Source organism: Blastococcus sp. OS1-29, assembly GCF_057628075.1.
The window spans coordinates 359,037-386,008 of sequence record NZ_JBXXJK010000001.1 but is presented as its reverse complement, the minus strand read 5'-3'; the positions used below and the strand labels follow the sequence as shown (position 1 = coordinate 386,008).

General features: G+C 73.0%; 28 protein-coding genes. 8 read left to right on the top strand and 20 right to left on the bottom strand.

The features are described from left to right. Positions 1–49: 49 nt before the first annotated feature. From rlmB to AC2H4J_RS01890, 5 genes are read right to left on the bottom strand one after another with little or no spacing between them, the layout of a single operon-like run. Positions 50–1,021 (bottom strand): 23S rRNA (guanosine(2251)-2'-O)-methyltransferase RlmB, encoded by a 972-nt coding sequence (gene rlmB / locus AC2H4J_RS01910; protein ID WP_487463131.1) that lies wholly within the window; start codon positions 1,019–1,021, stop codon positions 50–52. Further along, complete coding sequence (gene cysS, locus AC2H4J_RS01905; RefSeq protein WP_487463130.1) at positions 1,003–2,406, bottom strand: cysteine--tRNA ligase; 1,404 nt, start codon at positions 2,404–2,406, stop codon at positions 1,003–1,005. The genes rlmB and cysS overlap by 19 nt, the downstream gene beginning before the upstream one ends. A gap of 10 nt (positions 2,407–2,416) precedes the next feature. Beyond that, a complete protein-coding gene (gene ispF, locus AC2H4J_RS01900) occupies positions 2,417–2,935 on the bottom strand; it encodes a 2-C-methyl-D-erythritol 2,4-cyclodiphosphate synthase (protein ID WP_487463129.1) in 519 nt (172 codons plus the stop codon). Beyond that, complete coding sequence (gene ispD / locus AC2H4J_RS01895) at positions 2,932–3,591, bottom strand: 2-C-methyl-D-erythritol 4-phosphate cytidylyltransferase (RefSeq protein ID WP_487463128.1); 660 nt, start codon at positions 3,589–3,591, stop codon at positions 2,932–2,934. Before ispD ends, ispF begins: the two co-directional genes overlap by 4 nt. Before the next feature lie 35 nt (positions 3,592–3,626). After that, positions 3,627–4,109, bottom strand: coding sequence for a CarD family transcriptional regulator (locus AC2H4J_RS01890; RefSeq protein WP_246980866.1), 483 nt, complete (start codon positions 4,107–4,109; stop codon positions 3,627–3,629). A 121-nt stretch (positions 4,110–4,230) separates the two neighbouring features. On the opposite strand from AC2H4J_RS01890, the gene AC2H4J_RS01885 reads away from it, so the two are divergent. Further along, positions 4,231–5,088: a UbiA family prenyltransferase gene (locus tag AC2H4J_RS01885; protein WP_487463127.1), complete on the top strand. Its 858-nt coding sequence runs from the start codon at positions 4,231–4,233 to the stop codon at positions 5,086–5,088. Between the two features lie 18 nt (positions 5,089–5,106). Here the strand turns inward: AC2H4J_RS01885 and AC2H4J_RS01880 are convergent, their stop codons facing one another. Together AC2H4J_RS01880 and AC2H4J_RS01875 are read right to left on the bottom strand one after the other, a co-directional pair. After that, a complete protein-coding gene (locus AC2H4J_RS01880) occupies positions 5,107–5,991 on the bottom strand; it encodes a hypothetical protein (protein ID WP_487463126.1) in 885 nt (294 codons plus the stop codon). Between the two features lie 10 nt (positions 5,992–6,001). Beyond that, positions 6,002–6,592: an RNA polymerase sigma factor gene (locus AC2H4J_RS01875; protein WP_487463125.1), complete on the bottom strand. Its 591-nt coding sequence runs from the start codon at positions 6,590–6,592 to the stop codon at positions 6,002–6,004. Positions 6,593–6,799: 207 nt separating this feature from the next. On the opposite strand from AC2H4J_RS01875, the gene AC2H4J_RS01870 reads away from it, so the two are divergent. The 3 genes from AC2H4J_RS01870 (at position 6,800) to disA (ending at position 10,019) form a co-directional block, all read left to right on the top strand. Next, positions 6,800–7,387 (top strand): copper chaperone PCu(A)C, encoded by a 588-nt coding sequence (locus AC2H4J_RS01870; protein ID WP_487463124.1) that lies wholly within the window; start codon positions 6,800–6,802, stop codon positions 7,385–7,387. A gap of 55 nt (positions 7,388–7,442) precedes the next feature. Continuing rightward, positions 7,443–8,807, top strand: a complete 1,365-nt coding sequence (radA, locus tag AC2H4J_RS01865; RefSeq protein ID WP_487463123.1) for a DNA repair protein RadA — start codon at positions 7,443–7,445, stop codon at positions 8,805–8,807. A gap of 126 nt (positions 8,808–8,933) precedes the next feature. After that, positions 8,934–10,019, top strand: coding sequence for a DNA integrity scanning diadenylate cyclase DisA (gene disA, locus AC2H4J_RS01860; RefSeq protein ID WP_487463122.1), 1,086 nt, complete (start codon positions 8,934–8,936; stop codon positions 10,017–10,019). A 1-nt stretch (position 10,020) separates the two neighbouring features. Here disA and AC2H4J_RS01855 read toward each other — a convergent pair whose 3' ends face one another. Next, on the bottom strand, positions 10,021–10,695 hold the full coding sequence (locus AC2H4J_RS01855) for a MucR family transcriptional regulator (RefSeq protein ID WP_487463121.1): 675 nt from the start codon (positions 10,693–10,695) through the stop codon (positions 10,021–10,023). Between the two features lie 77 nt (positions 10,696–10,772). Here AC2H4J_RS01855 and AC2H4J_RS01850 point away from each other — a divergent pair, with 77 nt between their 5' ends. Next, positions 10,773–11,672, top strand: coding sequence for an HhH-GPD family protein (locus AC2H4J_RS01850; protein ID WP_487463120.1), 900 nt, complete (start codon positions 10,773–10,775; stop codon positions 11,670–11,672). On the opposite strand, the gene AC2H4J_RS01845 is transcribed toward AC2H4J_RS01850, so the two are convergent. The 8 genes from AC2H4J_RS01845 to AC2H4J_RS01810 form a co-directional block, all read right to left on the bottom strand. Further along, positions 11,673–11,867: a hypothetical protein gene (locus AC2H4J_RS01845; RefSeq protein WP_487463119.1), complete on the bottom strand. Its 195-nt coding sequence runs from the start codon at positions 11,865–11,867 to the stop codon at positions 11,673–11,675. 103 nt (positions 11,868–11,970) lie between these two features. Further along, positions 11,971–14,508 (bottom strand): ATP-dependent Clp protease ATP-binding subunit, encoded by a 2,538-nt coding sequence (locus AC2H4J_RS01840; protein WP_487463118.1) that lies wholly within the window; start codon positions 14,506–14,508, stop codon positions 11,971–11,973. Positions 14,509–14,849: 341 nt separating this feature from the next. Then, positions 14,850–15,194: a histone-like nucleoid-structuring protein Lsr2 gene (locus AC2H4J_RS01835; protein WP_487463117.1), complete on the bottom strand. Its 345-nt coding sequence runs from the start codon at positions 15,192–15,194 to the stop codon at positions 14,850–14,852. Between the two features lie 151 nt (positions 15,195–15,345). Further along, the gene (lysS, locus tag AC2H4J_RS01830) at positions 15,346–16,851 is read right to left on the bottom strand and encodes a lysine--tRNA ligase (protein ID WP_487463116.1); all 1,506 of its coding nucleotides are present in this window, start codon (positions 16,849–16,851) and stop codon (positions 15,346–15,348) included. A gap of 11 nt (positions 16,852–16,862) precedes the next feature. After that, the gene (locus tag AC2H4J_RS01825; protein ID WP_487463115.1) at positions 16,863–17,672 is read right to left on the bottom strand and encodes a type III pantothenate kinase; all 810 of its coding nucleotides are present in this window, start codon (positions 17,670–17,672) and stop codon (positions 16,863–16,865) included. Next, positions 17,669–18,076: an aspartate 1-decarboxylase gene (gene panD / locus AC2H4J_RS01820; protein ID WP_487463114.1), complete on the bottom strand. Its 408-nt coding sequence runs from the start codon at positions 18,074–18,076 to the stop codon at positions 17,669–17,671. Before panD ends, AC2H4J_RS01825 begins: the two co-directional genes overlap by 4 nt. 8 nt (positions 18,077–18,084) lie before the next feature. Beyond that, a complete protein-coding gene (panC, locus tag AC2H4J_RS01815) occupies positions 18,085–18,963 on the bottom strand; it encodes a pantoate--beta-alanine ligase (protein ID WP_487463113.1) in 879 nt (292 codons plus the stop codon). Next, positions 18,960–19,904: a Rossmann-like and DUF2520 domain-containing protein gene (locus AC2H4J_RS01810; protein ID WP_487463112.1), complete on the bottom strand. Its 945-nt coding sequence runs from the start codon at positions 19,902–19,904 to the stop codon at positions 18,960–18,962. The genes panC and AC2H4J_RS01810 overlap by 4 nt, the downstream gene beginning before the upstream one ends. 287 nt (positions 19,905–20,191) lie before the next feature. Between AC2H4J_RS01810 and AC2H4J_RS01805 the strand changes: the two genes are divergently transcribed. Further along, a complete protein-coding gene (locus AC2H4J_RS01805) occupies positions 20,192–20,932 on the top strand; it encodes an SDR family oxidoreductase (protein ID WP_487463111.1) in 741 nt (246 codons plus the stop codon). Here AC2H4J_RS01805 and AC2H4J_RS01800 read toward each other — a convergent pair. Next, entirely contained in the window at positions 20,929–22,368 is a 1,440-nt protein-coding gene (locus tag AC2H4J_RS01800) for a DUF6779 domain-containing protein (RefSeq protein WP_487463110.1), read from the bottom strand. The genes AC2H4J_RS01805 and AC2H4J_RS01800 overlap by 4 nt on opposite strands. 91 nt (positions 22,369–22,459) lie before the next feature. Here AC2H4J_RS01800 and AC2H4J_RS01795 point away from each other — a divergent pair, with 91 nt between their 5' ends. Further along, the gene (locus AC2H4J_RS01795; protein WP_487463109.1) at positions 22,460–23,068 is read left to right on the top strand and encodes a DUF1684 domain-containing protein; all 609 of its coding nucleotides are present in this window, start codon (positions 22,460–22,462) and stop codon (positions 23,066–23,068) included. Between the two features lie 4 nt (positions 23,069–23,072). Here the strand turns inward: AC2H4J_RS01795 and AC2H4J_RS01790 are convergent, their stop codons facing one another. From AC2H4J_RS01790 to AC2H4J_RS01780, 3 genes are all read right to left on the bottom strand, one after another. Further along, positions 23,073–24,074: a glycine betaine ABC transporter substrate-binding protein gene (locus AC2H4J_RS01790; RefSeq protein ID WP_487463108.1), complete on the bottom strand. Its 1,002-nt coding sequence runs from the start codon at positions 24,072–24,074 to the stop codon at positions 23,073–23,075. Between the two features lie 145 nt (positions 24,075–24,219). Beyond that, positions 24,220–24,954, bottom strand: a complete 735-nt coding sequence (locus AC2H4J_RS01785; RefSeq protein WP_487463107.1) for an ABC transporter permease — start codon at positions 24,952–24,954, stop codon at positions 24,220–24,222. Next, on the bottom strand, positions 24,951–25,658 hold the full coding sequence (locus tag AC2H4J_RS01780) for an ABC transporter permease (protein WP_487463106.1): 708 nt from the start codon (positions 25,656–25,658) through the stop codon (positions 24,951–24,953). Before AC2H4J_RS01780 ends, AC2H4J_RS01785 begins: the two co-directional genes overlap by 4 nt. A 26-nt stretch (positions 25,659–25,684) precedes the next feature. Here AC2H4J_RS01780 and AC2H4J_RS01775 point away from each other — a divergent pair, with 26 nt between their 5' ends. Then, on the top strand, positions 25,685–26,875 hold the full coding sequence (locus tag AC2H4J_RS01775) for an ABC transporter ATP-binding protein (protein ID WP_487463105.1): 1,191 nt from the start codon (positions 25,685–25,687) through the stop codon (positions 26,873–26,875). Positions 26,876–26,972: the final 97 nt, after the last annotated feature.

Here is a 26,972-nt window from a genome sequence, read left to right as displayed (position 1 = left end):
CCTTCCAAGCACCTCCGGAGGTGTCCGTGAAGGACTGCCTCAGGTCATATCAGCGGCGCGCGGCCGCCGCGGCGTACAACGCGATGCCGGCGGCCACGCTGACGTTGAGCGACTCCGTGGCACGGTCGATCGGGATGCGGACGACGACGTCGCACCGCTCCCGCACGAGCCGGGACAGGCCGGTGCCCTCGGCGCCCACCACCAGCGCGACCGGGTCGGCGAACCCGTCGTACCGGTCGAGGTCGATGTCACCGTCGGCGGCCAGGCCGACCGTCTGCAGGCCCGCCTCCTGGTAGGAGATCAGCGCCCGGGAGAGGTTGACCGCGCGCGCCACGCGGAGGCGCGCGGCCGCACCCGCGCTGGTACGCCAGGCCGAGGCCGTCATGCCCACGGCGCGGCGCTGCGGCACCACGACACCGTGGGCGTCGAAGGCCGCGGCCGAGCGGACGACGGCACCGAGGTTGCGCGGGTCGGTGACCCCGTCCAGCGCCACGATCAGCGGCGGGCGGCCCGAGTCACGCGCGATGTCGAGCAGCTCCTCGGGGTGCGCGTAGTCGTAGGGCGGCACCTGCAGGCCGATCCCCTGGTGCAGCGCGCCCTGCGACATGCGGTCGAACTCGGCCTTGCCGACCTCGAGCAGCGGCAGCCCACGGTCGGCCGCCAGCTGCACCGCCTCCGTGATGCGCTCGTCCGTCCGCCCGGCATCGGTGACCACGTAGAGCGCCGTCGCCGGGATCTGCGCACGCAGCGCCTCCACGACCGGGTTGCGGCCGAGCAGGAGCTCCGGCGCCTCCTCGGCGCGCTGGCGGGCGCGGGTGCGGTCGGCCCGCGCCTTCGCCTCCGCCGCCGCCTTGCGCTGCGCGGGGTGCCCGGGGCGGTTGACCGCCGGGGGGGTGGCGCCACGGCCGGCGAGCGACCGGCGGTTCTTGCCGCCCGTTCCCGCGGTGGCGGTCTTCTTGCCGGCACCGGTCGTGCGGCCGCGTCGCTGGCTGTTGCCGGCCATCAGCGGGTCAGCTCCCATCGGGGTCCCTGGGGGGTGTCCTCGACGGAGACGCCGAGGGTGGTGAGCTGGGCCCGGATCGCGTCGGCGGCGGCGTAGTCCTTGCGGGCTCGTGCCGCCTGCCGCTGCTCCAGCGCCAGCGAGACGAGACCGTCGGTCACGGAGGTGAGCTGCTCGTCGCTCCCGCCGGCCGCCCACCGGGCGTCGAGCGGGTCCAGGCCGAGCACGCCGAGCATCGCGCGGACCGAGCCGAGCGCCCCGGCCACGGCCGAGTCGTCGCCCTCGGCCAGCGCGGTGTTGCCCTCCCGCACCAGCTCGTGGATCGCGGCGACCGCGGCCGGGGTGCCCAGATCGTCGTCGAGCGCTGCGGTGAACTCGGCGCAGAGGACGGGGCTACCGGCGTCCGCACCCACCCGCTCGGCGGCCCGGCGGACGAAGGACTCCAGCCGGCGGTAGGCGATCCCCGCCTCGTCGAGAGCGGCGTCGGTGAACTCGATCGTCGAGCGGTAGTGCGGGGTCAGCAGGTAGTAGCGCAGCTCGACCGCCCGCACGCGCTGCACGACCTCGTCGACCAGCGCGGTGTTGCCCATCGACTTGCTCATCTTCTCGCCGCCGAGGGTCACCCAGCCGTTGTGCAGCCAGTACCGCGCGAAGGGGTCGCCGGCGGCCCGCGACTGGGCCTGCTCGTTCTCGTGGTGCGGGAAGCGCAGGTCCAGCCCGCCGCCGTGGATGTCGAACTCAGGTCCCAGGTATTTGCCGACCATCGCCGAGCACTCCAGGTGCCAGCCCGGCCGCCCGCGGCCCCACGGGGTGTCCCAGGACGCCGTCTCGGGCTCGCCGTCCTTGTGCGCCTTCCACAGCGCGAAGTCGCGGGGATCGCGCTTGAGCGAGGAGTCCACGACGTCGTCCGCCGGTTGCAGGTCGTCAGCCTTCTGGCCCGTCAGCTCCCCGTACGCGGGAAACGACCGCACGTCGAAGTACACGTCGCCGTCGACGGCGTAGGCGTGGCCGCGGTCGATCAGGCGCTGCATCAGCACGATCATCTCGGGGATGTGGCCGGTCGCCCGCGGCTCGTAGGTGGGCGGCAGGATGCCGAGGACGTCGTAGGCGCGGGTGCACGCCCGTTCGTTCTCGTAGGCCCAGGCCCACCACGGCACACCGTGCGCCTCCGACTTCGCGAGGATCTTGTCGTCGATGTCGGTGACGTTGCGGACGTAGGTGACGTCGAGCCCGCTCTGGACCAGCCACCGGCGCAGCACGTCGAAGGCGAGCGCGGCCCGAACGTGGCCGACGTGCGGGCGGCCCTGCACCGTGAGCCCGCAGACGTAGACGGACGCCTGACCGGCACGCAGGGGCGTGAAGTCGCGGACCGCTCGGGCGGCCGTGTCGTACAGGCGGAGGCTCACTGCGGGGAGTCTACGGAGCGTCGCGCGTGACCTGTGCGGACGCGGCGTCGGTCTCCCCCGTCCGGACCACGAGCGCCGTGGCGATCGCGGCCCGGCCCTCGCCGCGACCGGTCAGCCCCAGGCCGTCGGTGGTCGTGCCGGTGACGCTCACCGGCGCACCCAGGGCCGCCGACAACGCGTCCTCCGCCTCGGCCCGGCGCGGGCCCAGCTTCGGGTCGGTGGCGACCAGTTGCACCGAGACGTTGCCGACCTGCCAGCCGGCGGCGGCGAGCGCCTCGCGGGCGTGCTCGAGGACGGCGAGGCCGGAGGCGCCGGCCCAGCGCGGGTCGTCGGTGCCCAGCAGGACTCCGATGTCACCGAGCCCTGCTGCGGACAGGACGGCGTCGACGACGGCGTGCGCCACGACGTCACCGTCCGAATGCCCGGCGCAGCCGTCGGTGCCCGGCCACTCGAGACCGGCCAGCCAGCAGGGGCGGCCCTGCTCGATCGGGTGGACGTCGCTGCCGATGCCGACGCGGGGAAGGCTCATGCCCGCACCTGCAGCTCTGCGAGCGCCAGGTCGTGCGGCACGGTCACCTTCGCGGCCCGCTCGTCACCGGGCACCGTGCTGACCGGGACACCGTGCGCCCGGACGACGGCGGCGTCGTCGGTCAGCTCCGCGTCCACCGGGAGCTCGCCGTAGGCGTCCGCCAGCACGATGCGCGAGAAACCCTGGGGCGTCTGCACCCGGCGGAGCGCAGACCGGTCGGGTGTCGCCGTGACGGTGCCGTCGTCGTCGACGATCACCGTGGTGTCGGCCACCGGCAGCACCGGGACCACCGCGCGGGCGCCGGACGCCAGGGCGGCCAGCACGCGGGCGACGACGTCCGGCGGGGTCAGCGGGCGGGCGGCGTCGTGCACGAGGACGGCCTCGGCGTCCGCCACCGCGGTGAGAGCAGCGCGCACCGACGCGGTGCGGCTCGCACCGCCGTCGACCAGCCGGACGCCGCTGCCGAGCGCCGCGGCGAACGCGATGCGCTGGTCGGCGGGAACGGCGACGACGACCTCGTCGACCCCCCCGGCACGCAGTGCGTCGACCGCCCAGCAGACCAGCGGGCGGCCGGCGAGGGAGACCAGTGCCTTGGGCAGATCTGCCCCCAGACGCAGACCACTCCCGGCCGCTGCGACGATGCCGACAGCGTGCACGGGAGTGGTCTGGGAGATGCGATCGAGCGCGAGGCTCAGGAAGCCAGGACCTCGTCGAGGAGGATCTCGGCCTTGTCCTCGTTGGTGCCCTCGGCGAGCGCGAGCTCGCTGACCAGGATCTGACGGGCCTTCGAGAGCATGCGCTTCTCGCCGGCCGAGAGGCCACGGTCCTTGTCGCGGCGCCACAGGTCGCGGACGACCTCGGCCACCTTGTTCACGTCACCGGAGGCCAGCTTCTCGAGGTTGGCCTTGTAGCGGCGCGACCAGTTGGTCGGCTCCTCGGTGTGCGGCGCGCGCAGGACCTCGAAGACCCGGTCCAGGCCCTCCTGTCCCACGACGTCACGGACACCGACGATCTCTGCGTTGTCAGCCGGAACGCGCACGGTGAGGTCGCCCTGAGCGACCTTCAGTACGAGGTAGGCCTTCTCGACGCCCTTGATGGTGCGCTGCTCGATCGCCTCGATCAGTGCGGCACCGTGGTGCGGGTAAACGACGGTCTCGCCGACAGTGAAGCCCATGTGGATGTGACCCCTTTCGCTGTCCCTAGGTTACCACGGAAGACTGGCGAACGGATCTGTCCCGGGCCGTAAATCTGCAGGTCAGAGCCATAGTGACCGACATCTGAGGGGTTGACAGAGCGTGACCGATGTGCCTCGGCCGGTCGGTGGACCACTGGCCGGGCTCCGTGCGTGGGCCCTCGCCACGCATCTGGGACCCACGGTCGCGGTCACCACGGTGGCGGCGCTGCTGGCGGTCCTCGCGGGCGTGCCCGGCGGCCGCGCGACCCTGGTCGGGATCGCCGTTCTCGCAGGTCAGGTGTCCATCGGCTGGAGCAACGACTGGCTCGACGCCGACCGCGACCGCGCCGTCGCGCGAACCGACAAGCCCGTCGTCCAGGGTGCCCTCCGACCCGAGCGGCTGCGTTCGGCGGCCCTGGCGTCGGCCGCGCTGGCCGTCGTCCTGTCGCTCGCCCTGGGCCTGGTCCCGGGACTCCTGCTGCTCGTCCTCGTCGCCAGCGGATGGGCCTACAACGCGGGTCTGAAGCGCACCGCGGCCTCGCTGCTGCCCTACGTGACCGGTTTCGGGGCGCTCCCGGCCGGGGTCGTCGCGGCCGCCCCGGGGACGCCGGTCGCGCCGTGGTGGCTGATCACCGCCGGCGGGGCGCTCGGTGCGGCGGCGCACTTCACGAACGTGGCACCCGACCTCGAGGACGACCTGGCGACCGGGGTGCGCGGCCTGCCGCACCGGCTCGGGGCCCGGATGTCCGCGGTGGTCGCCGCCCTGCTGCTCGGCGGCGCGTCGGTGGTGCTGGTGGCCGGCCCGGACGGCCCACCTCCGGCGGTGGGGTGGGTCGTCCTCGCTGTCGCGGCGCCCGCGGTCGCGGTGGCCGCCGCGGCCGGTGCCTCGCGATTCCGCCGGCTCGCCTTCCCGGCGGTCATGGTGCTGACCGTTCTCGACGTCGTCCTGCTGCTGCTGGGCGGGGCCGCGGTCGGCTGACCGCGGCCCCGCCTCGCGTCAGTGGCTGCCGCGACCGCTGGTGCCGCTGTTGCCGCCGCCGTTGCCCCGGCCGTTGCCGTGGGAGGACTCGGTCGAGTGCTCGGTCTCCCTCTCGGTGCGCACCGCAGCGGTGGGCGCCGCCGGCGTCGCGGACGGGGCGTGGTCGATGCCCTTGACGTCCTCGATGCCCTCGACCTCGCTGAGGTCGACGTGCTTCTTGCGCGCCCACGAGCTGATGACGGCGCCGTCGGCCTGCCCGGCGCGCGCGGCCTTGCGCACCCACTCGCCGAAGGACTCGGTGTCGCTCGGGCCCTCGACGGCCCACGCCTTCGCGTCGAATGCCGCCGCGGCCGGGGCCGGGCTCTCGAGCGCGGGGCTCTCGGTGGGGGTCTCGACCGCCTCGGTGTCGGTCGGCTCGGCCGTCGGGGAGACGGTCGGCGTGCTGACGTCGCCGCTCTCCTCCGCGGCGCCGACGACGCCGGTCAACGTGGTCTGCACATCGCTGCCCAGCAGCCCGGTGGCACCGGCGCCGGTGAACGCCACCACGGCGATGCCGACACCGGACGCGGCCTGGGCCACGGCGCCGAGGGACAGGAACTTGGCGATCAGGGCGGGGAAGAACATGGCGAATCTCCGTCTCCGGACCCGGGAGCGCCGTGGCGATCCCCCGGTCGTTGGGGCCGTCCGGGCGGACGGGCTCGACTGGTCGGTGAGAAGACCGGTGGCCAGCAGTTCGGCGAGGGCGGCACTGGGCCGCCCCGGCACGGTCGCCGAAGCCCGGACCGCACCCGCGAAGGACGCGACGGCAGGGGAAGAGCCGTCGGCCTGCGCGGGCACGGGCCGACCGGCGAGGAACGCCTCGAAGGCGAGTTCGTCGGCGGCGTCGTCGGCTGCTGTGGTCATCTCACCCCTGTCATCGCCGCAGGGCCGCGGAGGGGTACGCGCCGGCGCCGACTTTTTCCGGGACGCTCTCGAGCCGCGTGCGCAGCGTGCGCAGCCCCCGGCGCTGGAGGGCCTTCGTGGCACCCACCGACCGGCCCATCGCCTGCGCGATCTGCTCGATCGTGAGGTCGGCCAGGATCCGCAGGAGGAGCACCGAGCGCTGGTCGTCGGGCAGTTCGGCGCACAGCCGGTGCACGACCTCGGTGCCGAGGCCGGCCAGGGCGTCGTCCTCGACGTCTCCCCCGAGGAACGCGGTCAGGTCGCCGGGGTCGTCGGCGATCTGCGGACGGCGGCTGCGCCGACGCCAGTCGTCGACCAGCCTGCGGTGCGCGATGGTGAAGACCCAGCCGCGCAGCGCCGCCTCGTCGCCGGTGAATCCGCTCAGGCCGGTGAAGACCCCGATGAACGTCTCGCTGGCCAGGTCGTCGGGTTCGGCCGCGCCGTGCAACCGCAGGTATCCGGTCACCGAGGGCGCCAGGTCGCGGTAGAGGACCTCGAAGGCCCAGGGGGCGCCCGCCTGCGCGGCCGCCAGGACGTCGTCGAAGGGCAGTCCGGTCGCCATCCGCCCCGCCTCCCGCCCTGGTCCGATCCCGCTCCCTCTCTGATCGGCAGACCGGCGCGCGGACTGCACCGCACGGGCCTCGTTCGGGGGACTCGCCGAGATCCGCGTTCCCTCTGAGCGCTACGCCCTGCCCGCCCGTTAGGCTCCGGACGACCCCGTGCCACCGATCCCGCGGTGGCCGGACCGTTCCGCTGGAGGTCGACGGCTGTGAACCGCGCGCTGCGCGCCGCCACGATGGGCGTGCTGCTCCTGTCCCCCGTCGCGCTGTCCGCGTGCAGCGCGGGTCAGGTGACGCAGACCGCCACCCAGGTGCGCGACAAGACCGGCGCCCAGGGGCAGGTGGGCGACATCTCCATCCGCCAGGCCGAGCTCGAGGCGCCCAGCAGCGGTGGCTACGAGCGTGGTGACGACGCCGAGCTGCAGGTGGCGTTCGTCAACGGCGGCTCCGAGGCCGACACCCTGGTCAGGGTCGAGGGGAAGGGCTTCGCCTCCGCCGAGATAGCGAAACCCGCGAGCCGGATCTCGTCCAGCAGCAGCAGCAGCGGGCCCGCGGACCAGATCGAGATCCCCGCGCGGTCGTCTGTTTTCGTCGGCCAGCAGAACAGCGACTACACGGTGACGCTCACCGGCCTCGAGGACACCCTGAACACCGGCCAGTACCTCCAGGTGACCTTCACGTTCGAGAAGGCCGGCGAGGTCACGCTGCCGGTCACGGTCGCGAACCCGCCGAAGGCCCAGGAGCGCGGCGACGCGTACGACTTCCACGACAAGCAGAAGGCGAACACCGAGGGCTGATCCCCCGGCCCGCGTCCTCCCCGGAACTGTCCGACCCCGGAGTTAGCGTGGCCGGGTGCCGCCCGCTGGAGTGAAGTCCGCCCGCCCCGCCCACCGCTGTTCCGAGTGCGGATACGCCTCGGCCAAGTGGGTCGGCCGGTGTCCCGAGTGCCAGGCCTGGGGCAGCATCCAGGAGGTCGGCGCCCCGGCGCCCGGCCTGCGCTCGGTCTCGGCCGGCCCGGTGACCGCTCCGGCCCGCCCGATCGCCGAGGTCGAGCTCGCCGGTGCCCGGGCCGTCCCCACCGGCATCCCGGAGTTCGACCGCGTGCTCGGCGGCGGCCTGGTGCCCGGCGCCGTGCTGCTGGTCGCCGGCGAGCCGGGGGTCGGCAAGTCCACGCTCCTGCTGGAGGTGGCCCACAAGGTGGCCGGAACCAACGGTCCCGCGCTCGTGGTGTCCGGCGAGGAGTCGGCGGGGCAGGTGCGGCTGCGCGCCGAGCGGATCGGCGCCCTGCACGAGCGGCTCTACCTGGCCGCCGAGACCGACCTGTCCGCCGTCCTCAGTCACATCGAGCAGGTCGACCCGACCCTGCTGATCCTCGACAGCGTCCAGACCGTGCGGTCCCCCGGCGACGGCACCGACGGCGGGGCGACCCAGGTCCGCGCGGTGGCCAGCGCGCTCACGGCCGTCTCCAAGAGCCGCGGGATGACGACGATCCTGGTCGGGCACGTCACGAAGGACGGCGCGATCGCCGGTCCGCGCACGCTGGAGCACCTGGTCGACGTCGTCATCGCCTTCGACGGCGAGCGGCACTCGACGCTCCGCCTGGTGCGGGCGACGAAGAACCGGTTCGGACCGGCCGACGAGATCGGCTGCTTCGAGATCGGCGACGCCGGGGTCGTCGGCGTGCCCGATCCCTCCGCCCTGTTCGTGTCCCGCCGGACGGCCCCGGTGCCGGGCAGCTGCGTCACCGTGACGCTCGAGGGCAGCCGGGCGCTGCTGGCGGAGGTCCAGGCGCTGGTGGCGAGCACGGGCGGTGGCGGCAACCCGCGCCGGGCGGTGAGCGGCCTGGACTCCCAGCGGGTGGCGATGGTGAACGCCGTGGTGGAGCGCCGCGGCGGCGTGAAGCTCGCCGACGCCGACGTGTTCGCCGCCTCCGTGGGCGGTGTCCGGATCGCCGAACCCGCAGCCGACCTGGCGCTGGCACTGGCGATCGCGTCGGCGCACCACGACCGGGCCCTGCCGTCGGGCATCGTCGCGATCGGCGAGGTCGGGCTCTCCGGCGAGATCCGCCGGGTCGGCGGCACCGGTCGCCGGCTCGCTGAGGCCGCCCGGCAGGGCTACACCGTGGCCCTCGTCCCCCCGGACGCCGGCGCCGCTCCGCCGGGGATGCGCCTGGTGGAGGTCCCCGATCTGGGTACGGCCTTCCACCGTCTGTTCTGACTCACTAGAGTTTCGTATGCGCCGCGCCGCGGCGATCTCCTGGAGGAGCCGGGACCCGAGCCCGGGCCCCGGCCATCCGGGCCACGTAGACTCAGCCGCCGCACCACTCGACCGTCAGGAGCGCTCGTGCCCGCCGAGGTGGACCCCGAGATCGCGTTGCGCGAACTCCTCGGCCGCATCGCCCCCGGGACGGCGTTGCGTGACGGCCTGGAGCGCATCCTGGCCGGCCGCACCGGCGCGCTCATCGTCCTCGGGTACGACCGCGTGGTGGAGTCGCTGTGCACGGGCGGCTTCGCGCTCGACGTCGCACTCTCGGCCACCCGGCTGCGGGAACTGGCCAAGATGGACGGCGCGGTGATCGTCTCCTACGACGGCACACGCATCGTGCGGGCCGGCGTGCACCTCATGCCCGACCCGACGATCCCCACCGAGGAGTCCGGCACCCGGCACCGCACGGCGGAGCGGGTGGCCATCCAGACCGGCTTCCCCGTCATCTCGGTCAGCCAGTCGATGCACATCATCAGCGTCTACGTGGCCGGACGGCGCTACACGCTCGAGCACCCGACCACCATCCTGGCGCGGGCGAACCAGGCCCTGGCCGCCCTGGAGCGGTACAAGCTCCGTCTGGACGAGGTCGCCAGCACGCTGTCGGCACTGGAGATCGAGGACCTGGTCACCGTGCGCGACGCCATGAGCGTCAGCCAGCGGCTGGAGATGGTCCGCCGCATCGCGGACGAGATCGAGGGGTTCGTCGTCGAGCTGGGCACCGACGGCCGCCTGTTGGCGCTGCAGCTGGACGAGATGCTGGCCGGCGTGGAGGAGGACCGGGCGCTCCTGGTCCGCGACTACCTGCCCGGTGGCGGGCGCCGTCCGCGCAGCATCGAGCAGGTCCTGACCGACCTGCGGGCGCTGACCGCCACCGAGATGCTCGACCTGTCCGTCGTCGCCCGCTGCTACGGGCTGCCGACGTCCCCGGACGCGCTGGACTCCCCCGTCAGTCCGCGTGGCTACCGACTGCTCAACCGTGTCCCGCGGCTCCCCACCGGGATCATCGACCGGTTGGTCGAGCACTTCGGCGGCCTGCAGAAGCTGCTCGCCGCCACGATCGAGGACCTGCTGACCGTCGAGGGCGTCGGCGAGGCGCGCGCCCGCGGCATCCGCGAGGGGCTGTCCCGGCTGGCCGAAACCTCGATCCTCGACCGCTACAGCTGATTCAGCTCAGCGTGAGCGCGGCGTCCGACGAGACCTTGGTGTCCAGCCGGCCCCGCACCAGGTAGCTCCCGGACGGCGGGTTCGAGCGCGGGGCCGTGCAGGTCGGCTCGCTGGTCAGGCCGCCCCACACGAGCGGGACGGTCACCGTCTCCCCCGGTGCGAGTGTCCGGGTATCAGTGCCGGCCTCCGGAAAACAGTCGTTGCTGCCCCAGATGCGCGTGCCGGCCGAGTCGAAGAGCAGCAATTCCTGCAGCCCCTTGTCCAGCGCCCGCACGCACGGCACGGCCGACACGTTCGACACCAGCAGCTCGAAGGTGGGCTTGCTGCCGACCGTCGCCGTGCCGGGCGTGCGCACCTGCAGGCCGATCATGTCGTCGGTGCACGGGCCGCCGGCCGCCGAGACCGGCACGGCGGGGGCCGCCGGGACCGCCGCTGCGCTCGTGGGAACCAGCGGAGGCGTCGGTGTCGCCACGGACGCGAACGACGGCACGACCCGCTCCAGGGCCGGCACCGGACGGGGAACGATGGTCGTGGCCGCTGCGGCATCGGCCCGGGAGGTCAGCAGCGTGACGGCGAACCAGGCGCCACCTCCGCCCACTGCCAGCACGAGGAGCAGCAGCACCGCCCGGCGGCGCCAGTAGACGGCCGCAGGGAGCTTGCCGACCGGGTGCAACACCCCGGGAACGCTAGCGCGCGGCTCCCGCGCCGGCCGGCTCGGCACGCCGCCGCGGCGGCACGGCAGACTGGGTTCCCGTGAGCAGCCCGCCGTCCGCCATCCTCAACGGTCCGGACGCCGGCGAGGCGATCGTCGACTGGTACGAGGGCGCCGCCCGGGACCTCCCCTGGCGGCGTCCGGACGTCGACGCGTGGGCCGTGCTCGTCAGCGAGGTGATGCTCCAGCAGACCCCGGTGGCCCGCGTCGAGCCGGTCTGGCGGGAGTGGATCGCGCGCTGGCCCACCCCCGCCGCGCTGGCCGCCGTCTCACCGGCCGAGGTCATCCGGGCGTGGGGCAAGCTCGGCTACCCCCGCCGCGCCCTGCGGCTGCACGAGGCAGCGGCGGCCATCGTGGAACGGCACGGTGGGGTCGTCCCGGACGATGTCGCGGACCTGGAGGCGCTGCCGGGCATCGGCACCTACACGGCGCGCGCGGTGGCCTGCTTCGGCTACGGGCACCCGCAGCCGGTGGTGGACACCAACGTGCGGCGGGTGGTGGCGCGGCTGCTGCACGGGCGCGCCGAGGCCGGCAACGCGCGGGTGGCGGACCTGGCCGACGTCGTCGCGCTGACTCCGCCCGACCGCGGCCGGGCGGCCCGCTTCTCGGTGGCCGCGATGGAGCTCGGCGCGCTCGTCTGCGTCGCCGGCACGCCGCGCTGCGGGGACTGCCCGGTCCGCGACCGGTGCGCCTGGGTGCGGGCCGGTTCACCGCCCCACGACGGGCCCGCGCGACGGGTGCAGAAGTTCGCGGGCACCGACCGCCAGGTGCGCGGCCGGCTGCTCGACGTCCTGCGGGCGGCGCACGAGCCGGTGGACGCCGCCGCGCTGGACCGGGCGTGGGACGACGCCGTCCAGCGGTCGCACTGCCTCGACTCGCTGCTCGTCGACGGTCTGGTGGAACAGACCCCCGACGGCCGCTTCCGGCTCCCGCAGGGCTGATCACGCTGAGGGCGGACGACGTCCCCGCCGGGGGGTCAGGTCGCGGAACGTCATCAGCCATCCGACGAGAGCCACCACCAGCGCGACTGCCATGAGGCAGGTCCGCAACCAGATCGGCTCGCTGCCCTCCCAGACCACGATCGAGCCCAGCATGGCCGCCATGATCAGCAGGCCGCCGTAGACCGGCGTCCGCATCGGGTGATCACCCCTGGCCACACGTCGAGCATCCTCCGTCGGGACGACGAAGGGGCCGCCCCCACCGTGACGGTGGAAGCGGCCCCTGTCGTTCGCGCGGGGGTTACTCGGCCTTGGCTGCGGCCGGACCCTCGTCGTCGCCCTCGGCGCCCGAGAGGGCCACCGGCGGGGTGTCGGGCAGGTCGATCGGCTTGGCCTCGCCGCGGAAGGTGAACTTCGCGTCGGTGCCCTCGCCCTCGATGTCCACCACGATGATCTGACCAGCGGTCAGCTCGCCGTAGAGGATCTTCTCGGAGAGCGCGTCCTCGATCTCGCGCTGGATGGTCCGGCGCAGCGGCCGGGCACCCAGGACCGGGTCGAAGCCGCGGGTCGCCAGCAGCGACTTGGCCGCCGGGGTGACCTCGATCGACATGTCCTTGTTCGCCAGCTGGGTCTCCACCCGCTGCAGCATGAGGTCGACGATCTGGATGATCTCCGCCTCGGTCAGCTGGTGGAACACGACGATGTCGTCGATGCGGTTGAGGAACTCCGGCCGGAAGTGCTGCTTGAGCTCCTCGTTGACCTTGAGCTTCATCCGCTCGTAGTTGCTGGCGGTGTCGTTGCCCTTCTGGAAGCCCAGACCGACGGCCTTGGAGATGTCCCGCGTCCCGAGGTTCGTGGTCAGGATCAGGATCGTGTTCTTGAAGTCCACGATCCGGCCCTGGCCATCGGTCAGCCGGCCGTCCTCCAGCACCTGCAGCAGCGTGTTGAAGACGTCGGCGTGCGCCTTCTCGATCTCGTCGAAGAGGACCACCGAGAACGGCTTGCGCCGCACCTTCTCGGTCAGCTGGCCGCCCTCGTCGTAGCCGACGTAGCCGGGAGGGGCACCGACGAGCCGCGACACGGTGAACCGGTCGTGGAACTCGCCCATGTCGATCTGGATGAGCGCGTCGTCCTCACCGAAGAGGAACTGGGCCAGCGCCTTCGCCAGCTCCGTCTTACCGACACCCGAGGGGCCGGCGAAGATGAAGGAACCACCGGGACGGCGCGGGTCCTTGAGGCCCGCACGCGTGCGCCGGATCGCCTGGCTGACGCTCTTGATGGCCTCTTCCTGGCCGATGATCCGCTTGTGGAGCTCGTCCTCCATGCGGAGCAGACGCGAGGTCTCCTCCTCGGTGAGCTTGAAGACGGGGATGCCGGTCCAGTTGGCGAGGACCTCGGCGATCTGCTCGTCGTCGACCTCGGCGACGACGTCCATGTCGCCGGCCTTCCACTGCTTCTCGCGCTCGGCCTTCTCCGAGAGGAGGGTCTTCTCCTTGTCGCGCAGCGACGCGGCCTTCTCGAAGTCCTGCGCGTCGATCGCCGACTCCTTCTCGCGGCGGATGCCGGCGATCCGGTCGTCGAACTCGCGCAGGTCCGGCGGGGCGGTCATCCGCTTGATGCGCATGCGCGCGCCGGCCTCGTCGATCAGGTCGATCGCCTTGTCGGGGAGGAACCGGTCGGAGATGTACCGGTCGGCCAGCGTCGCGGCGGCCACGAGGGCGGCGTCGGTGATGCTGATCCGGTGGTGCGCCTCGTAGCGGTCGCGCAGACCCTTCAGGATCTCGATGGTGTGCTGCAGCGTCGGCTCGCCGACCTGGATGGGCTGGAAGCGGCGCTCGAGAGCGGCGTCCTTCTCCAGGTGCTTGCGGTACTCGTCGAGCGTCGTCGCGCCGATCGTCTGCAGCTCACCGCGGGCCAGCATGGGCTTGAGGATGCTGGCCGCGTCGATCGCGCCCTCGGCGGCACCGGCACCGACGAGGGTGTGGATCTCGTCGATGAACAGGATGATGTCGCCGCGGGTGCGGATCTCCTTCAGGACCTTCTTCAGCCGCTCCTCGAAGTCACCGCGGTAGCGGGAACCGGCGACGAGCGCACCGAGGTCGAGCGTGTAGAGCTGCTTGTCCTTCAGCGTCTCGGGCACCTCGCCCTTGACGATGGCCTGCGCCAGGCCCTCGACGACGGCGGTCTTGCCGACGCCGGGCTCGCCGATGAGGACGGGGTTGTTCTTGGTCCGGCGCGACAGGACCTGCATGACGCGCTCGATCTCCTTGGCCCGCCCGATGACCGGGTCGAGCTTGGAGTCGCGCGCCGCCTGGGTCAGGTTGCGACCGAACTGGTCGAGGACCAGGGACGTCGAGGGGGTGCCCTCGGCAGGACCGCCGGCCGCGGCCGGCTCCTTGCCCTGGTAGCCGCTCAGCAGCTGGATGACCTGCTGGCGGACGCGGTTGAGGTCGGCGCCGAGCTTCACCAGGACCTGGGCGGCGACGCCCTCGCCCTCGCGGATCAGGCCGAGCAGGATGTGCTCGGTGCCGATGTAGTTGTGGCCGAGCTGCAGCGCCTCGCGCAGCGACAGCTCGAGCACCTTCTTCGCCCGCGGGGTGAAGGGGATGTGACCGGACGGGGCCTGCTGACCCTGGCCGATGATCTCCTCGACCTGCTGGCGGACGCCCTCGAGCGAGATGCCGAGGGACTCGAGCGCCTTGGCTGCGACTCCCTCACCCTCGTGGATCAGACCCAGGAGGATGTGCTCGGTGCCGATGTAGTTGTGGTTGAGCATCCGAGCCTCTTCTTGGGCAAGGACGACCACGCGGCGGGCTCGGTCGGTGAACCGTTCGAACATCTGCTCATTCTCCTTCGACCGGCTGGTCCGGCACTGCCCTTCCCAGGTGATGGGAAGGAGCACCCGACATCCGTCGGCGCTGGGGGCACCGGTCTTTCCACTGTAGTCGCGGACCACGACGTCCCGTCGCGGTTCGGCGGGGCGGTGGGTGGCTGCCCGTTCCAACTCCCGCGGGCGGCGCCCTGTTTCCGCGCCCGTTACGCCGACAGCGGACGGTGTTCCGTGCAGGTGGGAGCGTCCGCACCCGGGGACGACGACGGCCCGGCTCCCCATGCGGGGAACCGGGCCGTCGCCGCGCGCAGGACACGCGCGGACGTCACACGGACATCACGGGTACAGCCTCAGTGCGCGGCCTCGTAGGCCTCGACGACGCTGGCAGGGATGCGACCGCGGTCGCTCACCGGGTGGCCGTTCTTGCGGGCCCAGTCGCGAATGGCGCCGGCCTGCTCGCGGTCCATGCGACCGCCGGTCGCACGGGAGCGGCCACCGCCGGAAGCGCGGTTCCCGCGGCCGACCTTTCGGGCGGCCGAGACGTAACGGGAGAAGGCGTCACGCATCTCCTTGGCGTTCTTCTCCGCCAGGTCGATCTCGTACGAGGTCCCGTCAAGGGAAAAGCTGACCGTCTCGTCCGCCGAGAGGTTCTCGTCGAGGTCGTCGCTCAGGATGACCTGAACCTTGCGCGCCATTAAGCACCCTCACTTGTCGCAGCGGCCCGGAAGCCGAACGGAATTGACGCCCAGTAAGGGCGACAGCACCATTACATCACAGCGACGCGCAATTCCGTCAATCCCTTGCGCGGCGGCGCTTCTTTGTGGGGAAACGACCCCGACCCGGTTCCTAAGAAGAAATCGGCCTGACCAGCGGGAACAGGATCGTCTCCCGGATTCCGAGGCCCGTGAGCGTCATCATCAGCCGATCCATGCCCATCCCCATGCCACCGGTGGGCGGCATCCCGTATTCGAGCGCCTCGAGGAAATCCTCGTCCAGGGCCATGGCCTCGGGGTCACCGGCGGCGGCGAGGACGGCCTGCGCGGAGAACCGCTCGCGCTGGGCGACCGGGTCCACGAGCTCGGAGTAGGCCGTCGCGCGTTCGATCCCGCCGATGTAGAGGTCCCACTTCTCCGCCAACCCGGGCACGCTGCGGTGCGCCCTGGTCAGCGGCGAGGTGTCCAGCGGGTAGTCAATGACGAACGTGGGCGACTGCAACGTGTGCTGGACGAGCGCCTCGAACAGCTCCTCGACCAGCTTCCCGGGGATCCAGGCCGGATCGACACCGATCTCGTGCCGTTCGGCGATCGCGCGCAGCGTCTCGATCGGCGTCTCCGGCGTGACCGTTTCGCCGACGGCGTCCGACACCGCGGTGTACAGGGGGATCTGCGGCCACTCGCCGGAGAGATCGATCTCGGTGCCGTCGTGGTGGCGCGCGACATGGTCGCCGTACAGCCCGGCGCAGCACTCCTGGATGAGCTCACGGGTGAGCGTGGCCATCACCTGGTAGTCCGCATACGCCTGATAGGTCTCGAGCATCGCGAATTCCGGCGAGTGCGAGCTGTCGGCACCCTCGTTACGGAAGTTGCGGTTGATCTCGAAGACACGTTCCAGACCGCCGACGATGCAGCGCTTCAGGAACAGTTCGGGCGCGATACGCAGATACAGATCCAGGTCGAACGCGTTCATGTGCGTCCGGAAGGGCCGGGCCGCGGCGCCGCCGTGCACCGTCTGCAGCATCGGCGTCTCGACCTCGAGAAAACCACGGGAATTGAGACCGCTCCGCAGCGTGGACATGACGGTGGCCCGCTGACGAACGGTCCGCCGCGCCTCGTCGCGCACGATCAGGTCGACGTAACGACGTCGGACGCGCAGTTCCTCGCTCATCGGCTTGTGCGCGACCGGCAGGGGGCGCAGCGCCTTCGCCGTCAGCTGCCAGGAATCGGCGAACACCGAGAGCTCTCCGCGCCGCGACGTGCCGACCTCACCGGTCACCAGCACGTGGTCACCCAGGTCGATGTCGGCCTTCCAGGCGGCCAGCGACTCCTCGCCGACGCGGTCGCGGGACAGCATCACCTGCAGTTCGGCGTCGCCCTCCCGCAGGGTGGCGAAGCAGAGCTTCCCGGTGTTGCGGAAGAAGATGACCCGGCCGGTGACGCCGACCTTCTCCCCCGTCATGGTGTCGGGGGGCAGGTCCGGGTTCGCGGCACGGACGTCGGCGAGCGTCGTCGTCCGCTCCACCGAGACCGGGTACGGGTCGATGCCGCTCTCGCGCAGGCGGTCCAGCTTGGCCCGCCGCACCCGCATCTGTTCGGGCAGTTCTTCCTCAGGCTGGCCGGGTGGTTCGTCGCTCACGGACGCGAAGCCTACGGGGGGCCCGGACGGCGGCCTGCCGCCTGATGCCGTTCGAACGCCAGCCGCAGTCCGTGCACGGTCAGGTCGGGCTCCCGCTCGGTGATCGACCGGCAGCTGTCCACCACGAGCGGGGACAGCCCGCCGGTCGCGACGACGACCGGCGCCGCCCCGAACTGCGCCACCAGCTCGGCGGCGATCCGCGACACCAGTCCGTCGACCAGACCGGCGAACCCGAGGACCAGACCAGACTGCAGCGCCGCGACGGTGTTCTTCCCGATCGCGTGCTCGGGCACGGTCAGCTCGACCGAGCGCAGCTGCGCCGCGCGGGTCGCCAGCGCGTCCAGGCTGACCTCCACGCCCGGCGCGAGGGCGCCGCCGAGGAACTGCCCGTCCGGGCCGACGGCGTCGACGTTGGTGGAGGTCCCGAAGTCGACGACGACGACCGGCCGGCCCCGCCCGTCGGGACGCGTGCCGTAGAACTCGTGCGCGGCCAGCGCCGTGACGACGCGGTCCGAGCCGACCTCACGCGGGTTGTCCACGTGCAGCGGGACGCCGGTGCGCACCCCGGGCCCGATCAGCACGACCGGGACCTCGAGGGAGTCCAGCAGCTCGCGGACGGCGGGCAGCAGCGCCGGCACCGTCGAGCAGGCGGCCACGCCGGTGATCTCGGCGTCGCGGATCAGCCCGCGCCAGAGGAACCGCAGCTCGTCGGCGGTCGCCCGCGGCGCGGTCGTGACCCGCCAGGAACCGGCCCGCTGGTCGCCCTCGAACGTGGCGAGGACGGTCTGGCTGTTGCCGATGTCGACCGCGAGCAGCGTCACGACGCGATCGTGTCGCCGCGCACCTGTCCGAGCACGCCCGGGGACGGCGCGGCCGGGTCGGCACCCAGCTCGACCACGCGGTTGGCTCCGTCGACGTGCACCACGCGGGGCAGGTAGCTCTTCGCCTCGGTCTCGTCCATGACGCCGTAGCTGATCAGGATGACCAGGTCACCGGGGTGCACGAGGTGCGCGGCGGCCCCGTTGATGCCGATGACCCCGCTGCCCCGCTCGCCCGGAATGACGTAGGTCTCCAGGCGTGCCCCGTTGGTCACGTCGACGATCGCCACCTGCTCGCCGGGCAGCAGGTCGGCGGCGTCGATGAGGTCCTCGTCGACGGTCACCGAGCCCACGTAGTGCAGGTCGGCCTGGGTCACCGTGGCGCGGTGGATCTTGGACTTGAGCATCGTGCGCATCATCGGAGTTCCCCGGGGGCTGGTGGGTGGGCGGAAGCCAGGTGGACGGCGACGTTGTCGAGCAGTCGGGTGGTGCCGGCGCGCGCGGCGACCAGCAGGCGGGCGGGCCCCACGGCGGGCGCCGGTCCCAGGTCGGGGTCGGTCAGCTCGAGGTAGTCGGCGGTGAGCGTCGGCTGCCCGGCGAGCACCGAGCGCGCGGTGGCCAGGACGGCGTCACCACCGTCGGGCCCCGCGGCCGCTCCGGCGCGGAGTGCGGCGGAGATGGCGGCGGCGGCCGAGCGCTGGGCGGGGTCGAGGTATCGGTTGCGGCTGGACAGCGCCATGCCGTCGTCCTCACGGACCGTCGGCACCCCCACCACCTCGACGCCGAGTGCCAGCTCCCGCGCCATGGCGCGGATCAGTGTCAGCTGCTGGTAGTCCTTCTCGCCGAAGAGTGCGAGGTCGGGCCGGACCAGGCCGAAGAGCTTGGCGACGACAGTGAGGACGCCGGCGAAGTGGCCCGGCCGCACCGCGCCCTCGAGCACCGATCCCAGCGGGCCGGGCTCGACGGTCACGCCCGCCGATCCCGGCGGGTAGACGTCGTCGACGCCCGGGTGGAACACCAGGTCGGCCCCCTCCTCGGCGAGGGCGGCCAGGTCGGCGTCCCAGGTGCGGGGGTAGCGGTCGAAGTCCTCACCGGGCCCGAACTGGGTCGGGTTCACGAACACCGAGACGACGACGCTGCCGGCGCGCTCGCGGGCGGCCCGGACCAGCGCCCGGTGCCCCTCGTGCAGGGCGCCCATCGTCGGCACGAGCGCGACCGGGCCGGGCAGCGCGTCGCGGAGCGTTCGCAGCTCGGCAACCGATTCGGCGACGGCCGGGGCGGTCGTCGTGGTCACCGGGAGCTCGTGGTGTCGGCCGCCTCGTAGAGGAGGTCGAGCAGCGGCGCGCCCTCGTGCCGCTTGAGCTGTCCGCTGGCCAGCGCGCGTTCCGTCGTCCGCTGGGCCATGGCGACGTAGGCGGCCACCGAGGCGGGGGCGCGGTCGTTGAGGGTGTCCAGGTGGTCCGCGACCGTGCCGACGTCGCCCCGGCTGACCGGTCCGGTGAGCCCGCGGTCGCCACGGCGCAGCCCGTTGTCCAGCGCCGCGGTCAGCAGCGGCGTCAGCACCCGTGCGGGCTCGTCGACGCCGGCCGCCCGGAGCAGGTCGGCGGCCTCGGCGACCAGCGTGACCAGGTGGTTGGCGCCCGTGACCAGCGCCGCGTGGTACAGCCGGCGATCGGCCTCGGCGACGAAGAACGGCTCGCCGCCCATCTCCAGCACGAGGGTCTCGGCGACCGCCCGGTGGGCGGGGCGGCTGGTGACCCCGAACGGTGTCCCGACCAGCCGGTCGGCGTCCTCGGGGTTGCCGGTGAAGGTCATGGCCGGGTGCAGCGCGAGCGGCAGCACCCCGGCCACCTCGGCCGGGGCGAGGACGGCCAGCCCGTGGGCGCCCGAGGTGTGGAAGGTCAGCTGGCCCGGGCGCCAGGCCCCGGTCTCGGCCAGGCCGGCGACGAGGCCGGGCAGCGTGTCGTCGGGCACGGCCAGGACGACGAGGTCGGAGGCGGCGACCACCTCGTCGGTGTGCAGCAGCGGTACGCCGGGCAGCAGGCGGGCGGCCCGCTCGGCGGAGGCGGCGGACAGGCCCGCGGCGGCGACCACGTCGTGGCCGGCGGCGGCGAGGGCGGCGCCCAGGACGGCCCCGACCCGGCCGGCACCCACGACACCCACGCGGAGGCGGGCGGGAGCGATGGCTGCCGGGGTCAGGCCGGCAGCGCGGAGGGTCCTGCGGGAAGCAGGCATCGGTGCACCTCTCGTTCCAGTCCCTGTCGGGTACCAGACGTCGGGAGTGGCCCCCTCCGTTGGGGGTCACCGGGTCGTGCGGGTGGCGCTGTCGTGCGGCGGACGTCCTGCTGCAACCGGATGTGTCGCACAGTGCGGCCGCCGAAGGCGAGTGTGGGACCGCCCGCTGCGCCCCGCAACGTGTGCGGGCTGTGGCTTCGCTCACCACACCCGGACGGGGTGCCGCCCTCGCCCCTACCGTGGGCACCGGATCCGGCCGGCGAGGACAGGAGCACAGGGTGGGCACGATGGACGGGCGGACCGCCCTGGTCACCGGCGGCAGCCGGGGTATCGGGCTGGCGATCGCGCAGAGCCTGGTGGACCGGGGTGCCCGGGTGGTGCTCACCGCGCGCAAGCCCGAGGCGCTCGCCGAGGCGGTCCACACCCTGGGCGGGGCGGACGTCGCGGTGGCCGTCGCGGGGCACGCCGGGGACACCGCGCACCGGGCGGCGGCGGTGCGCACGGCGATCGAGACGTTCGGCGGCCTGGACATGCTGGTGGGCAACGTGGGCGTCAACCCGGTCTACGGCCCGCTGGTCGACCTCGACCTCGACGCGTTCCGCAAGATCCTGGACACGAACGTGGTCTCGTCCCTCGGCCTGGTGCAGGAGGCGTGGCGCGCCTGGATGGGCGAGCACGGCGGCTCTGTGCTGTTCGTGGCGTCGGTGGCGGGCCTCCGGTCGTCGGAGAACATCGGCGCCTACGGCGTCAGCAAGGCCGCGGTCATCAACCTCACCACCCAGCTCGCCGTCGAGCTCGGCCCGAAGGTGCGGGTCAACGCCGTGGCGCCGGCCGTGGTGAAGACCCGCTTCGCCGAGGCGCTCTACGAGGGGCGCGAGGCGGAGGTGGCGGCCGGCTACCCGGTGGGCCGCCTCGGGGTGCCGGCCGACGTCGGTGAGGCCGCCGCCTATCTGCTGGGCGAGGGCGCCGGCTGGGTCACCGGGCAGACGCTCGTGCTGGACGGCGGACGGCTCTCGGTCGGCCGCTAGTTACCTCGAAGAACGCGGGCGAGGACGTCGTCGGAGTCGTCCTCGTCGCGGTACCGCCGGCGACGCCGTCCGCCGGTCGACGGGCTGACGCCGTTCTCGGCCAGGATCTCGGCCACGCGGGTGCCCTGGGTGGCCGGCTCCGGGTCGGGTTCCTCGCGGACGCGGACGCGGTAGCCCCCGCGGTCGTCGATCCGCACGGCGGGCTGTGCCGGGGGCTGCGCCGGAGGCACCGCCGGGCGTTGCGTGGTGGGCGCGGCCGCGGGGTCGACCGCGTCGCCGGGGCCCGCGTCGGAGCGGCGACGGTGCGGCGCCGGGCGCATCGACGGGGACGTCGACGGTTCCTGCAGCGACCGGGCGGCGAGCCACTCCAACGGCGACGGCGGCTGCTCGGCCGGCCGCGGCGTCATCGGGAAGTTGGTCGTGGACGGCACCGGAACCTCGTGCGCCGAGTGCCGGGAGGCAGCCGCGGCCTCCTCGTGACGGGTCGTCGGCGGCCACAGCGGCGGCGCCTCCGGCTCCAGGACGGCCGGCCACGACGTCGTCGGCGGCACCTCCCAGGGCGGGGTCGGCAACGGCGCGTCCCAGGGCCGCACGTGCGCGGTGGGCGCCGGGACGGGCGGCCGGGTCGCCGCGCGCTCGACCCGCACAGGCTCGGACCGGGGCGTCTCGCGGGGCTCGTCCAGGCGGACGGCGGACCAGCCTCCGGTGAGCTCCCGGGGCGGGACGTCGTCGGCCCAGTTCTGGGTGGTCTCGAAAGTGCGCGTCGGGGGATCCAGCCGTCCCGGGTCGGCCGACGTCCGGCTGGCCTGGGTGCGCATGACGATCCGCTCGACCAGCATCTCGCTGGACAGCTGCTCGGTGAGCTCGGCGCGCAGCCGGCTCATGTCGGCGCGCAGCTCGGCGAGCTGGCCGAGGTCCTGGCGCAGCGCGTTGAGGGCTGCGACGTCGTCGCGCAGGGCGGCCACCCGGGCCACCTCCTCGCGCAACGCGGCCAGCGACGCGAGGTCACCGTGCAGCTGCGACACCCGCGCCACCTCGTCGCGCAGACCCGAGAGCGACGCGATGTCGCCGCGCAGCGCCTCGAGCTCGTACCGCATCGAGTCCTCGGTCTCGCGGCGCAGGTCGTTCTCGAGCTCGAGCTCGTACTCGTGGCGGGCGGCGACCTCCCGCTCCAGCTCCCGCTCGTAGGCCCAGCGCAGCTCCCGCTCCCGCGCCGCGGCGGCGACCCGGTCGGTGCTCCGCCGTCCGGCCGCGAACGTGGCCAGGACGAAGGCCCACGCCACCGCGACGACCGCCAGCTTCAGGAACTGGGCGTTATCGGTCAGGAAGACGGCGAGGGTGGCCGCGGCGGCGAGCACGAAACCGCCGACGAGCGTCAGGGTCCGGGTCGTGGAGGCGTCCGGCCGCGGGGCGACGTCGTCCTCGCGGCGGGGCATGGCCCCAGCGTAGCGGCGGCAGCGCTGTGTGCACGGTCGGTCACCGAGGTCGCTTCCGCGTCGTGACCGTACTGCTGCCAGAGTGGCCGCCATGACGCTGACGCTGCTCGACTGGCGCCGCCGGGTGGCCGCGCTCTACGCCGCGGCGCGGGCCGCCGCCGACCCGGAGACCGGCTGGCGCAGCTGGCGGGACGGCCGCGACGAACTGTTCGCGACCCACCCCGACTCGCCCCTGGACGCCGCCGCCCGCGAGCGGTTCCGCGGCCTGCCGTTCGGGCCGTACGACCCGGCGCTGCGCTTCGACGCGGTCGTGGAGCCGGCCGAGGAGGCGCGGCTGGAGGTACCCACGGCCGGTGACGGGGTCGTGCCGTTCGCACGGGTCGGGACGGTGCAGCTCGACGGCGTCGGCCGGCTCGACGTGTGGTGGCTGGACAGTTACGGCGGTGGTGTCTTCCTGCCGCTGCGCGACGGCAGCGCGGGGACGACCACGTACGGGGGCGGTCGCTACCTGCTCGACACCGTCAAGGGAGCCGACCTCGGTGGGGTGGGTGAGGGACTGGTGGTCGACCTGAACTTCGCCTACCACCCGTCGTGCACCTATGACCCGCGCTGGTCGTGTCCACTCGCTCCCGAGGGGAACCGGGTCACGACACCGGTCGCCGCCGGGGAGCAACTGCCCCCCGGCGGCGCCTGGTACTGACGGCTTACTGCGCGAGCGCGCCGTCGGAGCTGAAGACCAGCCCGATCGAGACCTCGCCCTTCTGGATCGCGGCCTTGGTCAGCGGGCCACCGGTGTCGCCGTACTGCTGGAAGCTGGCGAACTTGAGGCCGTAGGTCTTCTCGAGGCCGGGCTGGCAGAACGGGCGGGTCGGGCACTCCGCCGGACCGCCGAGGACCAGCGAGCCGTCACCGCAGGCCTTCGCGAGGTCCGACAGCGTCTTCACCTTCAGCTTGTCGGCGAACGCCGTGGTGACGGCGTAGGCGTTCTGGTCGACGGCCTTCGACGGGTCGCCGACCGCCAGCCCCGCCGTCTGGGCCAGGGGCTTCAGTGCTTCCAGGGTCTTGTCGACGTCGCCGCTGGCGACCTGCCGGGCTTCGTCGGCATCCAGGAACTCCGTGAGGGTGGCCAGGTACTCGGGGAACGCCTGGATCTCGGTGCCGCTCTCGAGCGCCTTCAGGTACAGCTCTCGGCTGCCGACCTCCCGGACCGAGGCGTCGAACCCGGCGGCCTTGAGCACGTCGGCGTAGACGTTGGCCAGGACCGTGGACTCGGTGAACCCGGCGCCGCCGACCGCCACCGGGCCGCTGCCCTTGTCGAGGCCGCTGGTGATGCCGCTCTTGTCCACCCACGCGGCGGCGACGTCCGCTGCGCTCTTGCGGTCGACGTCGACGGCGGCGTTCATGTCGACCAGGTCCTTGGTCGTGAGCTTGGCCGACACCGCGTTCAGTGCCGGCAGGAGCGCCGGCTGGCTCTGGGAGAACGCGGCGTTCACCGCGGGAATGACGTTGTCGGCGTTCTGCAGGTGCTTGTCGTCCTCGAGCACGACGAGCTTGTTGCCTGGGACCGGAGCGCACGTGCTGCCCGACGCGTTGCCGCTGCTCGCGCTGCTGCCACCCCCGGTGCCGGACGAGCCCGAGCTCCCGCAGGCCGCGGTCAGTGCGACCACGGCGAGGAGGGGTGCGATGACGGTGATCCGCGCGCGCATGGGTGCCCGCCTTCTGTGTCCCGTGCGGCTGGTGGCCGCGACGCGTGTCTGGCGAGAGGTCTCCCGCACGCGTCATGCAACTCCTGTCGGTTGCGCACGATGCACCTGGGGCCCCCGTTGTTGCTGATTCGTTATCGACCCGGGTTCAGAGCGGCATGCCGGCCGCCACCGGCTCGGGCTGCCCGGACGCCGGACGACCCCGCGGCCGCAGCGAGGGGAACCGTCGCGGCCCGGGCGTCACCGACCAGGTGAGCACGACCAGGAGCAGTTCGGTGAGGAGCGCGAGCGCGGCGATGAGGATCGCTCCGGCGATGATGAGGCCGTAGTCCTGCTGACCGAAGCCCAGCGTCACGATCACCCCCAGGCCTCCGCCGCCGACGAGGGCGGCCAGACCCGCCGTCGCCACCACCTGCACCGCCGCCGTCCGGAGTCCGGTCATGACCAGCGGCAGCGCGAGCGGCAGGTCGACCCGGCCGATGACCTGCATGCGACTCAGGCCCATGGCGCGGGCTGCCTCCCGCACGTCGGGGTCCACGCCGCGGAAGCCGACGAACGTGTTGGTCAGGATCGGGGGGAAGGCGAAGACGGCGAGCGCGATCGTCGTCGCCTTGTTGCCGAAGCCGATCGCGCTCACGGCGAACAGGGTGAGCAGCGCGAGCGTCGGCATCGCCCGGCTGACGTTGGACAGGACGACGACCGCACCGCCGCCGCGGCCGGACGTGCCGAGCAGCACCCCGATCGGGAAGGCCAGCACGAAGGCCGCGAGAACGGCGATCCCGGAGATGGCGAGATGCACGCCCAGCAGGTCGAGGATGCCGCCGGGCCGGCTCCAGTTGAACGGGTCGTTGAGATAGACCAGGGCGTCCCCGAAGGCGTTCATGCCCGCGCCAGCCGTGCCCACGGGGTGAGCAGCCGCTCGACGCCGGCCAGCAGGACGTCCGCCACCAGCGCCAGCAGGACGCAGCCGATGGTGCCGGTGACGATCTCCGCGCGGTAGAAGTTGGCGTTGAAGCCGCCGGTGATCAGCTGGCCGAGCCCGCCGTGGCCGACGAGCACGCCGACGGTGGTGAGCGCCACGGTCGACACCGTGGCGATCCGGAGCCCGGCCATGAACGCCGGCAGCGCCAGCGGCAGGTCGATCTGCCAGAACAGCCGGAGCCGGCCGTACCCCATGGAGCGGCCGGCCTCGCGGACGTCGTCCGGAACCCCCTGCAGTCCGGCGAGGAAGTTGCGCACCAGGATGACCAGCGAGTAGGCCACCAGGCCGATCAGCACCGTCGTCGAGGACAGCCCGGTGAACGGGAAGATGAAGGCGAACATGGCCAGCGACGGGATCGTGTACACGATCGTCGAGAGCCCGAGGACCGGACCGGCGAGGAACCTGCTGCGCCGGGCCAGGACGGCCAGCGGGAGCGCGATGACCGCGCCCAGGACGACGGCGACGATCGTGAGCCGCACGTGCTCGCCCAGGTACCGCAGAATGGTGTCCCAGTTGTCGACGACGTAGGAAGGGTCGAACCAGGGGTTGGGCGGCGCGTCCGCTGCCAGCACGAGCCCCCCGGTCGCACCCGCAGCCGCGCTCACCGGGCGCTTCCGAGGAGGATCACCCCGTGGACGCTACTGCGCGCCCGACCCACCGGGCGAGCACGAACGCCGGCAGCACGGCCGCCGAGATCCGGCTGGAGGGCGTCAGCAAGGTCTACGCAGACGGCACCGTCGGCGTCGCCGAACTGGACCTCACCTTCGCCGCCGGCGAGCTCACCGTGCTGGTCGGCCCCTCCGGCTGCGGCAAGACGACCACCATGAAGATGATCAACCGGTTGATCGAGCCCTCGACCGGCCGGATCCTGCTCGACGGCGAGGACGTCACCCGCGTCGACCCCGACCAGCTGCGCCGCCGGATCGGTTACGTGATCCAGAGCATCGGGCTGTTTCCCCACCAGACGGTACGGACCAACGTGGGCACCGTCCCCCGGCTGCTCGGCTGGGACAAGCAGCGGATCCGGGCGCGGGTCGACGAGCTCATGGTGACCGTCGGCCTGGACCCCTCGCTGCACGGCGACCGGTACCCGGCCCAGTTGTCGGGCGGCCAGCGCCAGCGCGCCGGGGTGGCCCGCGCGCTGGCCGCGGATCCCCCCGTGCTGCTGATGGACGAGCCGTTCTCTGCCGTCGACCCGATCGTGCGCGAGCGGCTGCAGTCGGAGTTCCTGCGACTGCAGTCCGCCGTGCGCAAGACCATCGTGTTCGTCACCCACGACATCGAGGAGGCCGTGCGGATCGGCGACCGGATCGCGGTCATGAGCCAGGGTGGCCACGTCGAGCAGTTCGCCACGCCCGCCGACCTGCTCGGCCGCCCGGCGAGCCCGTTCGTCGCGGACTTCGTCGGCGCCGACCGCGGCCTCAAGCGGCTGGCGGTGACCGACATCGACGTCCAGGACCTGGAGCGACCGCCGGTCGTGCACGTCACCGACGGGCTGGCCGACGCCCGGGCCGCACTGCAGAAGGCCGGGGCGCGCTGGGCCGTCGTCCTCGACGACGACGAGAACCTGCACGGCTGGCTGTCGGCCGAGCGGGCCACCGGGGCCGGGACCGTCGGCGCGTCCGCGCGCCGCATGGAGGCGTGGGTGCCGGTCGACACGTCGCTGAAGACCGCGATGGCCGTCATGCTGCAGGAGGAGGCGGGCTGGGTCGCCGTCCTCGACGGGAACCGGTTCCTCGGCGTCCTCACCCCCGATTCCCTGCACGCGGCCCTGCGTCGCTCGGTCGAGGGCACCGTCCCCGAGGCCGCCGGCTCCGTGTAGGCCCGACGATGATCAGGGTCGCTGATCATTCCGGGTCCTCCCCCGCCGTCGACGGTGAGGGAGGACCCAGAACCGTGAGGTAGGACGTCGCCCACGG

Excerpts from the sequence above, each read along its gene's own strand:
- AC2H4J_RS01785 (WP_487463107.1), bottom strand. The coding sequence starts at position 24,954 with ATGAACGCCTTCGGGGACGCCCTGGTCTATCTCAACGACCCGTTCAAC.
- ispF (WP_487463129.1), bottom strand. The coding sequence starts at position 2,935 with ATGAGCCTTCCCCGCGTCGGCATCGGCAGCGACGTCCACCCGATCGAG.
- AC2H4J_RS01875 (WP_487463125.1), bottom strand. The coding sequence starts at position 6,592 with ATGGCGACCGGACTGCCCTTCGACGACGTCCTGGCGGCCGCGCAGGCG.
- AC2H4J_RS01880 (WP_487463126.1), bottom strand. The coding sequence starts at position 5,991 with ATGACCACAGCAGCCGACGACGCCGCCGACGAACTCGCCTTCGAGGCG.
- AC2H4J_RS01805 (WP_487463111.1), top strand. The coding sequence starts at position 20,192 with ATGGACGGGCGGACCGCCCTGGTCACCGGCGGCAGCCGGGGTATCGGG.
- AC2H4J_RS01790 (WP_487463108.1), bottom strand. The coding sequence starts at position 24,074 with ATGCGCGCGCGGATCACCGTCATCGCACCCCTCCTCGCCGTGGTCGCA.
- AC2H4J_RS01840 (WP_487463118.1), bottom strand. The coding sequence starts at position 14,508 with ATGTTCGAACGGTTCACCGACCGAGCCCGCCGCGTGGTCGTCCTTGCC.
- rlmB (WP_487463131.1), bottom strand. The coding sequence starts at position 1,021 with ATGGGAGCTGACCCGCTGATGGCCGGCAACAGCCAGCGACGCGGCCGC.
- AC2H4J_RS01845 (WP_487463119.1), bottom strand. The coding sequence starts at position 11,867 with ATGCGGACGCCGGTCTACGGCGGCCTGCTGATCATGGCGGCCATGCTG.
- AC2H4J_RS01800 (WP_487463110.1), bottom strand. The coding sequence starts at position 22,368 with ATGCCCCGCCGCGAGGACGACGTCGCCCCGCGGCCGGACGCCTCCACG.
- panD (WP_487463114.1), bottom strand. The coding sequence starts at position 18,076 with ATGCTCAAGTCCAAGATCCACCGCGCCACGGTGACCCAGGCCGACCTG.
- AC2H4J_RS01810 (WP_487463112.1), bottom strand. The coding sequence starts at position 19,904 with ATGCCTGCTTCCCGCAGGACCCTCCGCGCTGCCGGCCTGACCCCGGCA.
- AC2H4J_RS01795 (WP_487463109.1), top strand. The coding sequence starts at position 22,460 with ATGACGCTGACGCTGCTCGACTGGCGCCGCCGGGTGGCCGCGCTCTAC.
- AC2H4J_RS01835 (WP_487463117.1), bottom strand. The coding sequence starts at position 15,194 with ATGGCGCGCAAGGTTCAGGTCATCCTGAGCGACGACCTCGACGAGAAC.
- AC2H4J_RS01890 (WP_246980866.1), bottom strand. The coding sequence starts at position 4,109 with ATGGGCTTCACTGTCGGCGAGACCGTCGTTTACCCGCACCACGGTGCC.